Source organism: Microcoleus sp. CZ3-B2 (genome assembly GCF_036705055.1).
GTDB lineage: Bacteria > Cyanobacteriota > Cyanobacteriia > Cyanobacteriales > Microcoleaceae > Microcoleus.
In genome coordinates this window covers 1-11,963 of sequence record NZ_JAUBTN010000038.1, presented here as the reverse complement: position 1 = coordinate 11,963, position 11,963 = coordinate 1, and the positions used below count along the sequence as shown (strand labels likewise).

Annotated in this window: 13 protein-coding genes; 8 read left to right on the top strand and 5 right to left on the bottom strand. The window is 44.1% G+C overall.

Going from position 1 to position 11,963, the window contains the following annotated elements; translation table 11 throughout:
- The first annotated feature begins 18 nt into the window (after nucleotides 1–18).
- From QUA97_RS17480 to QUA97_RS17450, 7 genes are all read left to right on the top strand, one after another.
- Nucleotides 19–2,316, top strand: coding sequence for a DNA phosphorothioation-associated putative methyltransferase (locus QUA97_RS17480; protein WP_333195334.1), 2,298 nt, complete (start codon nucleotides 19–21; stop codon nucleotides 2,314–2,316).
- A 2-nt stretch (nucleotides 2,317–2,318) separates the two neighbouring features.
- On the top strand, nucleotides 2,319–2,576 hold the full coding sequence (locus QUA97_RS17475; protein ID WP_194070589.1) for a BrnA antitoxin family protein: 258 nt from the start codon (nucleotides 2,319–2,321) through the stop codon (nucleotides 2,574–2,576).
- Nucleotides 2,577–2,714: 138 nt separating this feature from the next.
- The gene (locus QUA97_RS17470; RefSeq protein WP_228050304.1) at nucleotides 2,715–3,335 is read left to right on the top strand and encodes a transglutaminase-like domain-containing protein; all 621 of its coding nucleotides are present in this window, start codon (nucleotides 2,715–2,717) and stop codon (nucleotides 3,333–3,335) included.
- Between the two features lie 91 nt (nucleotides 3,336–3,426).
- The gene (locus QUA97_RS17465; RefSeq protein WP_194070588.1) at nucleotides 3,427–3,801 is read left to right on the top strand and encodes a DUF433 domain-containing protein; all 375 of its coding nucleotides are present in this window, start codon (nucleotides 3,427–3,429) and stop codon (nucleotides 3,799–3,801) included.
- Between the two features lie 190 nt (nucleotides 3,802–3,991).
- Nucleotides 3,992–4,204, top strand: a complete 213-nt coding sequence (locus QUA97_RS17460) for a hypothetical protein (protein WP_194070587.1) — start codon at nucleotides 3,992–3,994, stop codon at nucleotides 4,202–4,204.
- Between the two features lie 67 nt (nucleotides 4,205–4,271).
- Complete coding sequence (locus tag QUA97_RS17455; protein ID WP_194070586.1) at nucleotides 4,272–5,045, top strand: DUF2314 domain-containing protein; 774 nt, start codon at nucleotides 4,272–4,274, stop codon at nucleotides 5,043–5,045.
- A 92-nt stretch (nucleotides 5,046–5,137) separates the two neighbouring features.
- A complete protein-coding gene (locus QUA97_RS17450) occupies nucleotides 5,138–5,431 on the top strand; it encodes a hypothetical protein (protein WP_194060355.1) in 294 nt (97 codons plus the stop codon).
- Between the two features lie 157 nt (nucleotides 5,432–5,588).
- Here the strand turns inward: QUA97_RS17450 and QUA97_RS17445 are convergent, their stop codons facing one another.
- The 4 genes from QUA97_RS17445 to QUA97_RS17430 all read right to left on the bottom strand — a co-directional run bounded on the left by QUA97_RS17445 (nucleotide 5,589) and on the right by QUA97_RS17430 (nucleotide 9,560).
- A complete protein-coding gene (locus QUA97_RS17445; RefSeq protein ID WP_106148286.1) occupies nucleotides 5,589–6,761 on the bottom strand; it encodes a TRC40/GET3/ArsA family transport-energizing ATPase in 1,173 nt (390 codons plus the stop codon).
- 188 nt (nucleotides 6,762–6,949) lie between these two features.
- Nucleotides 6,950–8,758, bottom strand: a complete 1,809-nt coding sequence (locus QUA97_RS17440) for a mechanosensitive ion channel family protein (RefSeq protein ID WP_333195331.1) — start codon at nucleotides 8,756–8,758, stop codon at nucleotides 6,950–6,952.
- A gap of 137 nt (nucleotides 8,759–8,895) precedes the next feature.
- Nucleotides 8,896–9,090 (bottom strand): hypothetical protein, encoded by a 195-nt coding sequence (locus tag QUA97_RS17435; RefSeq protein WP_228050302.1) that lies wholly within the window; start codon nucleotides 9,088–9,090, stop codon nucleotides 8,896–8,898.
- 77 nt (nucleotides 9,091–9,167) lie between these two features.
- Complete coding sequence (locus QUA97_RS17430; RefSeq protein ID WP_194070582.1) at nucleotides 9,168–9,560, bottom strand: DUF2358 domain-containing protein; 393 nt, start codon at nucleotides 9,558–9,560, stop codon at nucleotides 9,168–9,170.
- Between the two features lie 69 nt (nucleotides 9,561–9,629).
- On the opposite strand from QUA97_RS17430, the gene QUA97_RS17425 reads away from it, so the two are divergent.
- Nucleotides 9,630–10,238 carry a glutathione S-transferase N-terminal domain-containing protein gene (locus QUA97_RS17425; protein WP_194070581.1) on the top strand — a complete coding sequence of 203 codons (609 nt, stop codon included), beginning with the start codon at nucleotides 9,630–9,632 and terminating at the stop codon, nucleotides 10,236–10,238.
- A 92-nt stretch (nucleotides 10,239–10,330) separates the two neighbouring features.
- On the opposite strand, the gene QUA97_RS17420 is transcribed toward QUA97_RS17425, so the two are convergent.
- Complete coding sequence (locus tag QUA97_RS17420) at nucleotides 10,331–11,755, bottom strand: NADP-dependent isocitrate dehydrogenase (RefSeq protein ID WP_194070580.1); 1,425 nt, start codon at nucleotides 11,753–11,755, stop codon at nucleotides 10,331–10,333.
- Nucleotides 11,756–11,963: the final 208 nt, after the last annotated feature.

The following is an 11,963-nucleotide window of genomic DNA, read 5'->3' as shown; positions in this document are numbered from 1 at the left end:
AAATAAATTAATTTAGCTATGACCTACGATATCAGTAACAACCCTATTTTAGATGTCGAACCCTTAGAAAATGATCGAGAACGGCTAACACCTTTGATGGCTTTTGCTCAACAAATTTTGTTGCACGAACCAGAAGCAGAACCTCTGGAATTGCATGACCAGTATCTGCCCGATAACGGGGGAGTTGCGGTAAATTGTATTGTGGAAAAAGTAGCTCGCTGCTGTCGGGAAAGCAAAATTGGCAAAAAATTACCGACAGCTTTTTACATTCACGTTTCTGCCTTGTCAGCACTCAATCCTGTCCTCGCAATTTACGAAAATTGTGCGAGACAAAATCTCGAAAACATTGATGAAGCAACTTTAGTTAAATTTTCACTCCAGCAACCTAAAATATCTTATCTTTTTTACCCGGATTTCGACACAGACGCTCACCCTGCTTTGCAAACCAGCATCCAAATTAATCTGGAAACAGGCGAAGTTAAATGTTTCGATTATAGCAACAGCGAAAATCCCCCGGTTTTGCACCGCAAGGAAACTTTTGTAACTGCGGATTATCCCAATTACGAAAAGTTTGCTCGACTGACTCGCTGCGAGGAAGGATGGGGACTGCTTGACAATACTAGCGTTATCGGGACTCGCGAGGGTTGGCTGAAATACTTGGGATATTGCGGTGTGGAAATTCAAGATCATGCTGTTGTCGAGCGTTTGAAACAGCAGAATAGCGAGCTTTTAATTCCTAAAATTGAACGCCACAAAGCTGCGATGGTACGAAACTCTGTTTCTAAGCCGGTGCGTTTGGTTTTGGAATCGGATTTGTTTGTGGATGGGATGACTTTTTTTGATTACGGTTGCGGCTATGGCGGCGATGTTAAATATATTGCGGGAGAGGGTTATGGGGCTGCGGGTTGGGACCCGTACTATCAGCCGGAAACTACGCGAACTTGTGCGGATATTGTGAATATTGGTTATGTGATTAATGTAATTGAATCTTTGGCGGAACGCCGAGAAGCTTTGCTGAATGCTTGGGAATTAACTAAGAATTTATTGGTGGTGGCGGCTCAGGTTTTGATTGATGATGGCGATCGCGGTCAAATTGCTTATGGGGATGGGGTGATTACTTCTCGCAATACTTTTCAGAAGTATTACGAACAGCAAGAGTTGAAGGTTTATATTGACCAAGTTTTGAATGTTGATGCGATTCCTGTGGCTTTGGGGATTTATTTTGTGTTTCGGGATGCGACGGCGGGTGAGGGTTTTCGGGCTTCTCGGTTTCGATCGCGCTTATCGACTCCCAGAGTGCGATCGCAAGTCAAGCGATTTGAGGATTATGCGGAAATACTGGCTCCTTTGATGGCTTTTGTGAGCGATCGGGGGCGTCTTCCAGTGAAAGACGAATTAGCGGAAGAATCGCCAATTAAGCAGGAATTCCACAGTTTTAACCGCGCTTGGAGGGTGATTTTGCAAGCAACGGATGCGGATGATTGGGAGAAAATCGCCGACAAGCGCCGCCAGGATTTGCTAGTATATCTCGCTCTCAACGGTTTGGGCGAGCGTCCTTCGATGCGCCGGCTTCCAGTTCAAATCCGCAATGACATTAAGGGTTTGTTTGACAGTTATCAAAAAGCTTGCACTTTGGCAGATTTAATGCTATATAGTTTGGGCAAAGCTGATATTGTGGCGGATTGTTGCGAGGATAGCGCGATCGGCTACAAACAACCCGGTTCCCTTTCAGTTCACGTCTCATGTTTAGAAGAACTTGACCCTTTGCTGCGACTCTACGAAGGCTGCGCTAACCGCACAATCGGTAGACTTGATGGCGCTACAATCATCAAATTTTACGCTCGCAAACCTCAGATTTCCTATTTATTTTATCCAGATTTTGACACTAACCCGCATCCAGCCCTCCATAGGTCTATGCACATACATTTGCGCGACCTTTCTGTCAGCTACGAAGACTATTCAGATGCGTACAATCCGCCAATTTTAGTTAAAAAAGAAGCTTTTGTCAATCCCAATTATCCGCATTACGAAAAGTTCGCGAAACTCACCCGCCAAGAGGCAAAGTTAGGGATTTTTGATGGTTCTGTCGTTAAGAAATATCGGGAATGGGTGAAGTGTTTGGAGGACAATTGCGTGAGAATTAAGGGTCATAAGTTGTTTTGGCGATCGGATGCTGACCCGGAAAAGTTGAAAATGTTGAAAACAACTGCGTCGGAACGCCAGCAGAAAAAGATTGAGGTTAATGCGGGAAAGAGTGAAGGAACTGCAGAGGACACAGAGAGCGCAGAGGATGGAAAAGAAGAGGGAGGGGAATAGTCATGGAAACAGAGTATGATTTTAGTCAGGGTAAGCGAGGGGCGATCGATCCAACATTACCTGAGAAAACTCGGATCGCAATCTGGTTAGATGATGAAGTTTTAGCGTGGTTTCGCGAACAAGTTCATTTAGCAGATGGAGGGAACTACCAAACCTTGATTAATGAAGCGCTGCGTCAATATATCCAGCAGAGTTCTGAGCCTTTGGAACAAACTTTGCGAAGAGTTGTACGAGAAGAACTTCAGCGGATTAAAAAGTGAAGTGCTTACAGATAGCTAACATGACACGGTATCTCATTATGAAAGTCACTGTTTTATGAATGCAGACGCTATGAACAATACCTCAAAAACCGACTGGGCTAGAATCGACTGCATACAAAAGTATGAGGACTAATAGTCATGGAAATGAAAGAATACTTGAAAGTGAGTGAAGTTATTGATTGGCAGCATCCCGAAATTAGGGGATGTGCTAAACAAATCGCATCGGGACATGAGACATCAAGGGCGATCGCCAAAGCGTGTTTTGAGTGGGTTAGAGATGAAATTCGTCACAGTTATGACTATCAAATGAGTCCTGTTACCTGTCGAGCTTCAGATGTTCTTCAGCACAAAACAGGTTATTGCTATGCGAAAAGTCACTTGTTAGCAGCGTTACTAAGAGCCAATGATATTCCAGCAGGTCTTTGTTACCAGCGGTTGAGTATTGATGATAAAGGTGCGCCTTACTCATTGCACGGTTTCAATGCCATTCATTTACCTGAAGTTGGTTGGTATCGGGTTGATGCCAGAGGTAACAAAGAAGGAGTAAACGCTCAATTCAATCCACCTCAAGAACAGTTAGCTTTTAAGATTCAGTTTCCTGAAGAAGCAGATTTTCCAGCCATATTCTCAGAGCCGCTTCCAGTCGTTATAGAAGCATTGCAAGGACAGAATACATGGGACGATCTGCTTCGCAATCTCCCAGACATTTCGTTGGAATCTGCCAATAGTTATGGGTTACTATTATTCCAAACGCGATGAAAAATACCTCAAAAACCGACAGGGCTAGAACCGACGCAAAGCGTTAGACATCTTGCTAAAATGTTTTTATACAGTTTAAGTCAGGCACTATATGTCCTTAATGAGCGCCCCAGCAAAATTCCCAGCAACCTCTCCCCCTTTCCGTTGGGATGAAGCCGGAGGTATCCGTATAGGTTCGAGTCGAGTCACCCTAGATAGCATACTTGCTTCATATCACAATGGCTCCACTCCCGAAGAAATCGCTATTCAGTATTCAGTTGTCCGCTTAGAAGACATATACAGTACCATTGCTTATTATCTCAACCACCGTCAGGAAATTGACAGTTATTTGGAACAGCGCAGCCAACAAGCTCAGCAACTGAGACAACAACTTTCTCAAAAACACAACTTAGTCGATCTGAGACAACGTTTGCTTACTCGTTATCAGTCAAAAGGGGAGTCGATACCAAGTGCGCCTCCTCACTAGACCTCTTGCAAAAGTCCTTTTCATCAATTTATAGGGCAGGCGAGACACCCACAATAAAAAATGATTCTTGTGGGATGGGCCGGAAAGCCCGTCTTAGTTATTTTTGCAAAAGGTCTATTGAGTAGATAGGCTTGCGATCGCAAAGATATTGCTACAATAACCGTATAACTCTATCTTGCTAAAAATTCCTATGATTTCCCAACAGATTGAAGACCAATCTCGACACCTCGAAGCGCGAGTTGCAACTTTAGAAACAGAACTAGCACAGATGAAACAGATGCTATCTGTATTCGTTCAGAAAAAATCTCCTTGGTGGCTAAAAGTTGCGGGTAGTTTTGAAAACGATCCTACCTTTGACGAAGCAGTTCGCCTCGGACAAGAATGGCGTAAGTCTGCTGAATAGCTCAATATCTGCTTATGATGTATATTAACGTTAGAACTAACTCGAACGATCGACTAGGGGGTGGTAAATGAGTCAAAATATTTATCGATTTAAGGGTAATGACCCGGATATAAATCTTGCTAGCAATAAGGCACGCGAATCATTTAAATATTTTTGGCGTGAGTTGTCATGGGAAAAGAGGCGAATAATTCCTGGGCTTGATATAAGTGCAGTAAAACTTGGATTTCCGACTGGAAAGGTGACGGATTCTACACCATCAGTTGAACATATGTGGGTGGGGAATGTTAAGTTTGATGGTCTGAAAGTTAGTGGAGATTTATTAAACGATCCGAAATGGATAGATGGAATTGGATCTGGCGACCGGATTGTGATGCGCTTCAACGACATCGATGATTGGATATATTCTCTTGATGGGATGGTTTATGGTGCATATACTGTTAATGCAATGCGGCTTAAAATGAATGGCGCTCGAAGGCGTGTGCATGATGATGCCTGGGGTTTGGAATTCGGCGATCCGAGAGAAATCCGAATTGTTCCCGATAGCTATTTAAATAAAGAGTCAAGAAATAAGGATGAATATGAAATCGGCGAGCATCCAATGAGTGAGAATATGGCTGCAAAAATTGATTGTGCATTAAGTGAAAATCCTACTATTGTAAATCAAATTGATGAAAATGGTTGGACTATGCTGCAATATGAGGCATTGGCTGGCAACTTAACTCCTGTTAAATTATTATTAAAGTATGGCGCTGATAAAATGATTAAGAATCCGAATGGGTTTACGGCGATTGATTTGGCAGAAGTCATGAAATGGCATAAAATTACTGATGTTCTAGGATAATTGCGGGGGCTTATAATAGGGAATTGTTTACGAGCAACAAGAGCCGCAACTTATTTCAGGACGTAAAGCAACTCGTCAGGAGAGGGCAGAGTATGAAAGTTGAAGCATTAAAGCAGCGATTAGATCGCAACCGTCCAATGACTAGCGTAACAATCCGTATGCCCGAAGATGTTGTGGAAGATTTAAAAAAAGTTGCACCATTGTTGGGTTTTTCGGGTTATCAGCCATTAATTCGTGCTTATATCGGTCAAGGTTTGCGCGTTGATTTAGAACGATTTGAGAGCGAGACAGTCACAGCCTTAGTAGCAAGTTTGAAGCGTCGAGGTGTCAGCGATGCAGTGATTGATGAGGCATTAAAGGAAGTCGTTGATGCTAAATCATGTTAATTGTATCTAGCAGTAACGGAGGACACGGCAATGCCGTTTACCTACATCAAAATAATCGCAGCACGGGCAAAAACTCCCAGCCACAATAATCGCGAGAGATGTAACTACCGCCGATTAATTGTAGGGACACGGCAATGCCGTGTCCTTACCCGCAGCATCAAGCAAACTTAATCTTCAAATAATCATCTTCCATCTTCGCCCCGGAAGGTTGCAGCGCGGCTAAAGCTTGTGGCAACACCATATTGCGGCGGTGATTCCCAATCCGAACATTCAACTCATCTCCCGTTTTGGTCAACTGAATTTGATCCTTAGCAATTCCCGGCAAATACAGTTCTAGAACATATTGATTGTTGTCCTGCACAATTCTAATCGTATTTTCTGTGTAATAAACTTTGCTTGGGTCTTCATCTGCATAAAGCGTTTCTTTCAAGCGTTCCAAAGCCGGCAAACCGCACATTTCCTCGGAATAAAGCGGGACTTCTTTTACAGGAAGCGGCCGAAAATTTTCGTGAATTTCCTGCTTGTACTGCTGCTGGTTCTCTTTCCAACGCTTGAAAAATGGATCGGTTACTTCTTCAGGAATAATCCGGTTGGCGACAATTAAATCTGTGGCAACATTGTACAAACTCAAATAGGCGTGAGCCCGCAAAGATTCTTTGATTACCATTTTTTCAGGATTAGTAATTAACCTGACCGAAGTCACAGTATTGTCAGTTAAAATCTTTTCCAAAGCTTCGATTTGTTCGTAAAATTCGTAAGGTGCATCCATCACCTCTTTGTCTGGCAAAGAAAAACCCGCAAGTGGTCTAAAAAACGGTTCAACTAAAGGTCTGAGGGCAACAGATATACCTTGCAATGGCTTGTAAAATTTTCTCATGTACCAGCCGCCAACTTCCGGCAAACTTAACAATCGCAATGCTGTACCTGTGGGGGCGGAATCGATAATTAAAACATCATATATGCCCTCGTCGTAGTGGCGTTTCATCCGCACCAAACCAAAGATTTCGTCCATTCCCGGCAAAATGGCTAATTCTTCAGCTTGCACGCCCTCAAGTCCCTGCGCTTTCAAAACTTGAGTAATGTAGCGTTTGACTGCTCCCCAATTGCCTTCTAATTCCCTGAGAGCGTCCAATTCTGCTCCCCACAAATTGGGTTTGACCAGTCGAGCATCGTGTCCGAGTTCCATGTCGAAGCTGTCGGCTAAGGAGTGGGCGGGATCTGTGCTCAGCACTAGGGTTTTGTATCCCAATTCGGCGCATCGCAAGCCCGTAGCAGCGGCTACGGAGGTTTTGCCGACGCCGCCTTTTCCGGTCATTAATATTAAGCGCATTGATTGTTTAGCTCGCCTGAAAATTCTTTACTTATATATTGTAACGGGATGTAACGGAGATTAATTTAGTGGGGGAATTAATTTGGGCGATCGCCCGCTGGACACAGCAAATTGTCAACAAAGCACAAAATCGGTGCGATGTCAATAGCAATAAAAGTTAAATCGTGTCCGATGGAGCGATCGCGAACTCATCGCATTTTTTGGTCATACTTTTCATCTAAAGCGTGCGATCCATTGGAATTACGATCGCCCTTTGAGACTTCCTGCAGCGAATTTTTAAACCAGATGGACTGCTGGGGGAATGGCATAGAAATTTTTTCTTCATCAAATACCTGCTTCAATCGCCGGCGAAACTCGCGTCCGACTTCCCACTTTTTCAGGGGTTGAGTTTGAATCAAGAGGCGAATCGTAATGCTATTTTCACCAAACGCATCAACGCCCAGTACCTTGGGAGGTTCTAATATTAATTCTTGCCACTCAGAATCCAAACTCATTTGAGTCGCTGCTTTTTTAATTACGGCGATCGCACGGTCAATATCGGTATTATAAGCAACCTCAATACCTAAATTCACACGAGACCAACTGCTAGTATGGTTTTTCACCATAGTAATACTGCCATTTGGAATACTAATTAGATCGCCATCTTGGTTCCGTAATTGAGTTACCCGCAGGTTCATTGTTTCCACGGTTCCACTTTCATTGTTAGCAGTGATTATATCGCCAACGCCATACTGATCCTCCAAGAGAAAAAACAATCCGTTAATCATGTCTTTGACAAGACTTTGAGAGCCAAAAGAAATCGCCAACCCAAAAATACTCACACTTGCCAAAAGCGGCACAATGTTAACACCCAAAATTGACAAAGCAGTCAATCCGCCAGCAGCAATACAACAGAAACCGCTAGCTCCCTTCATCACGCCAGAAAAGGTTTTTAGCCGCTGAATCCTTCGGACTGATGCACTGTCGGGAAGGAATTGCCCCTGACTGACAGCTGCTACAAAATGGTCAATTACAACGAAGCTGATGCGAAGTATTAGGTAAGTTGCAGCCCCAATTAAGATTAAGTTGAGTAAGGTGACGCTCAAACTTTTCAGCAATAGTGATTGCAGCCATCGAGTCTGCGGAAACAGGCTCAAACAAAATGAAATTCCGCCTCCCCACAGGCCAAGCTGGCCGAGTTGTAATAACCGCTGTCGCACTTCATACCAAAATTTGAGCCGCTGCTTCCGAGCAATTTTTTGTTGCTGTTTGCAAGCAATCGCTGCAGCTTCATCCTGCTCCTGCTCAGACAAATCTTCTACTTGCTCTTGGGAAGCATTGAGTTGTTCGATTTGTGTTAAGACTGCTGCATAACGGGCTTTGATATAGCGCTGTCTGAGGCGCATTCCCAGACTGAGCAGGAGCATAAATAGGATGACTCCGCCCGCTCGCAATGCCTGTTTTGCTAAAAACTTTGGCTGATGCTCCCGTTGAGACGCAAGCAGGGCATTTTTAATAATTTGAGTCAAGTTTTGAGCGTGAGTGGTTAGCTCGACTCCGTACAGGCGAGCATCGTCAGTGGTAACGGTCATCAAATAGTTTTTATTGACAGAAATAATTGGAAGTTGACTCGTTTGGTCTACGCTGTAATCGACTTCTAATTTTCCCGGTTCAAAGTTGGTATTGGCAATTCCTTGAAGCTGATTTGTAACGGTTTTTACTCTTTGCTGAATGGGTGAAAGAGAAATTGCTTCTTGCTGCTTGGTGTTGAGCGCAGGAGCTGTCAAAGCAAATATCGAACGACCATCTAAATAAACATCACCGACAACAAAGTTAGTGCTATCGTTGGCGGAATAAATATTGAATAATCGCTGTGGTTCTGGAGATGAGGGTTGTCCGACCACTGGCACTATCGACGCGCCCAAGAGGAAGATGAATGCACCAATTGCCAAGGCAATTTTGTGCCACAGGTAATTAGTTCGACGAGAATTAAGATTTATCCAGTTCAAGCAAGACATTTTTCTACACATTGCATATTTGTATCAAGGTCTCACCTGGGTTTGATTGCTACAGAATGCAGTTGATGGCGCAATCTGCGCTGTCGCCATTAAGCCAAGGATGATGGCGCAACAGGGTGGCCTTTAGGTTCGATCGCTCAAAGCCAGAGGAATTGAGCAAATGATGGTGGTGAGGCCTGACTCGATCGACTAAAGTGTTGAGTTCGATCGCCGGTTTCGCCACCAAAGCTGTCATTATAACGCTGCAGCCAAGACTGTTTGACTAGATGAGAAATTGAGGCGCTGTCATAGTAGTGGCTGGTAAATTCTGCGATCGCGCGATCGGCAATCATCTATCGCTTTTAATCGGGCAAATTAAAAAAGGTTTTACCTGGTGCATAGCAAGCAAAGGGAACGCAGCAAGCGACAGTCACTTTTGAGTAGCGACGGGAAATACAAGTTGTTTGAGAACATCAAAGCGCGAACAGTTCCAGTAATCAATGTGGGAAACGATTAAACCGTCGCTGTTGACCTTCAGTTCGCTTCTCCCGCTAATCGCCATTTTTGGTTTCCAAGGTAGCGGTGCGATCCAACTCAGAGTCCAGCGAGTTTCTATGGCATCTCCCGACTGAGAAATATCGTGCAAATCGAGTTGAATTTGTTGAAAAAAAGTCCCCATAAACCCCAGCATTTTTTGGTAGCGATCGACTCCTGTAAATCGATTTAGAGGGTCTTCAAAATAAACATCTTTAGCATAAATGCTGTAAGTCTGATTTTCAGGAAATCTACGGTAGTCCTCGGTGATAACTTGAATAATATCCATTACGATTAGCGATTTGCCTAAAATGATTATAATATAGTTTATACCTGCTACAGAAAAGGCGGACAATTTATGATCGACCTCTACACTTTTACCACGCCCAACGGACGCAAAGTCTCGATTATGCTCGAAGAAATAGGTTTACCCTACAACACGCACGTCATCGACATCAGAAAAAACGACCAATTTAGCCCAGAGTTTATCGCCATCAACCCCAACAGCAAAATTCCGGCAATAGTCGATCGCGATAACGGCATCACCGTCTTCGAGTCCGGCGCCATCCTGATCTATCTAGCAGAAAAAAGCGGCAAATTTCTACCCACCGAAAAAGAAAAATACTTTCAAGTTATCGAGTGGCTGATGTTTCAAATGGCTAGTGTCGGGCCAATGTTCGGTCAGCTAAACCACTTCAAACGCTATGCACCCGAACAAATTCCCTATGCCATTCAACGCTACGAAACAGAAACCTTGCGACTCTACGGAGTATTAGACACTCAACTAGCAAAATCCGAATATATCTGCGGCGAATATTCAATTGCCGATATGGCTATTTATCCCTGGGTTGCTATTTACGAATTTCAAGGATTAACCCTCGACAACCACCCCCACCTCAAACGCTGGGTAGAAACCTTGCAGAAGCGCCCAGCAGTTGAGCGCGGCATGGCTGTCCCCGCGATGTAAAAATCAAAAAAATTAACCGCAGACAAACAAAGATATCACTAATTAGATCTAAGTTTGTCCGCGTTCACCTGCGGTTAAAAAATCTTTAAAACCTAATCAGCGAAATGCTGAATAATCGCATCCGCAAACTCAGAACACTTCAGTTCCGGCACAGGTGGTTCCATCAACCTTGCCAAATCGTAGGTAACTTCACCGTTAGAAATGGCCGCGCCCAAACCTTTTTTAATTAAATCTGCGGCTTCCTGCCATCCCATATATTCTAACATCATTACCCCCGACAAAATCAGGGAACCGGGATTGACTTTATCCAAACCAGCGTGTTTTGGTGCAGTGCCGTGAGTCGCCTCAAAAACTGCACATTCATCGCCAATATTCGCGCCGGGGCCCATTCCCAATCCGCCGACAATTGCAGCCGCCGCATCGGATAAGTAATCGCCGTTTAAATTCATGGTTGCCAAAATCGAATATTCGCCTGGCCTGGTTTGAATTTGCTGAAAAATACTATCAGCAATTCTGTCATTAACCATGATTTTTTCTTGCCACTTACCGTTACCGTGACTGTCCCAAATTGCAAACAGAACGTCGGCAACTTCTTGGCGGATTTTAGCTTGTTTTTCGGGAGTCAAGGCATCGTATCCCGGATCGATTTGGCGGGCATTGTCTTCTAAGCTAATCTCGGGATTGCGTTCTTTGTTGCCCAGAATCCAAGATTCTCTTTCTGTCACGCATTGGTTCCGAAATTCGGTGGTTGCTAGTTCGTAACCCCAATCTCGGAAAGCTCCTTCGGTGTATTTCATGATGTTGCCTTTGTGCACCAAGGTTACTTGTTGCTTGTCTTTTGGCAACCGCAAAGCGTGGGTCATAGCCCGCCGCACTAAACGCTGGGAACCGCTTTTGCTAATTGGTTTAATGCCGATTCCAGAATCGAGGCGAATTTGTTTTTTGCCGTGTTCTGGTGTGGCGGGAATTAACTCATTATTGAGGTATTCAATCAATTTCTTGCCGATTTCGCTGCCTTTTGCCCATTCAATTCCGAGGTAAATATCTTCTGTATTTTCCCGGTAAATAATTACGTCTAGCAGTTCAGGAGTTTTGTGCAGCGATGGGGTTCCATCGTAATATTTGCATGGCCGCACGCAGGCGTAGAGGTCAAAGATTTGCCGCAATGCTACGTTGAGCGATCGAATTCCGCCACCGATTGGGGTTGTCAGCGGGCCTTTGATGGCGACTCCGTATTCTTTGATGGCGTCTAGGGAATCTTGGGGCAAATATTGGTATGTACCGTAGACATCGCAGGCTTCGTCGCCTACGTAAATCTTGAACCAGTTAATTTTTCGCTGGCCGCCGTAAGCCTGTTCTACTGCGGCATCCATGACTTTCTGCGATGCTGGCCACAAGTCCACGCCCGTACCGTCGCCGCGTATGAAGGGAATAATTGGGTCGTTGGGGACGATCGGCAAACCGTCTTTGAATGTAATTTTAGAACCAGTTGTCGGGGCTACAATTTTTTCGTACATATCTTAACAGTGCGGATACCAATGTTCCCTATTTTGCCACGATTATACCAGAAGGAAGAAGTCATTAGTCATTAGTCATTAGTTATTAGTCATTAGTCATCAGTCATTTTACCCGCTCGCGAAGTCGAAGGGTAGTCATTAGTCATTAGTCATTAGTCATTAGTCATTAGTCATTAGTCATTAGTCATTAGTCATTAGTCATTAGTCA

Bases quoted from the DNA above. Each gene is read 5' to 3' on its own strand.
- QUA97_RS17465 (WP_194070588.1), top strand. From the start codon at position 3,427: ATGTCCTTAATGAGCGCCCCAGCAAAATTCCCAGCAACCTCTCCCCCT.
- QUA97_RS17420 (WP_194070580.1), bottom strand. From the start codon at position 11,755: ATGTACGAAAAAATTGTAGCCCCGACAACTGGTTCTAAAATTACATTC.
- QUA97_RS17435 (WP_228050302.1), bottom strand. From the start codon at position 9,090: ATGATTGCCGATCGCGCGATCGCAGAATTTACCAGCCACTACTATGAC.
- QUA97_RS17440 (WP_333195331.1), bottom strand. From the start codon at position 8,758: ATGTCTTGCTTGAACTGGATAAATCTTAATTCTCGTCGAACTAATTAC.
- QUA97_RS17470 (WP_228050304.1), top strand. From the start codon at position 2,715: ATGGAAATGAAAGAATACTTGAAAGTGAGTGAAGTTATTGATTGGCAG.
- QUA97_RS17480 (WP_333195334.1), top strand. From the start codon at position 19: ATGACCTACGATATCAGTAACAACCCTATTTTAGATGTCGAACCCTTA.
- QUA97_RS17475 (WP_194070589.1), top strand. From the start codon at position 2,319: ATGGAAACAGAGTATGATTTTAGTCAGGGTAAGCGAGGGGCGATCGAT.
- QUA97_RS17455 (WP_194070586.1), top strand. From the start codon at position 4,272: ATGAGTCAAAATATTTATCGATTTAAGGGTAATGACCCGGATATAAAT.
- QUA97_RS17430 (WP_194070582.1), bottom strand. From the start codon at position 9,560: ATGGATATTATTCAAGTTATCACCGAGGACTACCGTAGATTTCCTGAA.
- QUA97_RS17425 (WP_194070581.1), top strand. From the start codon at position 9,630: ATGATCGACCTCTACACTTTTACCACGCCCAACGGACGCAAAGTCTCG.
- QUA97_RS17450 (WP_194060355.1), top strand. From the start codon at position 5,138: ATGAAAGTTGAAGCATTAAAGCAGCGATTAGATCGCAACCGTCCAATG.
- QUA97_RS17445 (WP_106148286.1), bottom strand. From the start codon at position 6,761: ATGCGCTTAATATTAATGACCGGAAAAGGCGGCGTCGGCAAAACCTCC.
- QUA97_RS17460 (WP_194070587.1), top strand. From the start codon at position 3,992: ATGATTTCCCAACAGATTGAAGACCAATCTCGACACCTCGAAGCGCGA.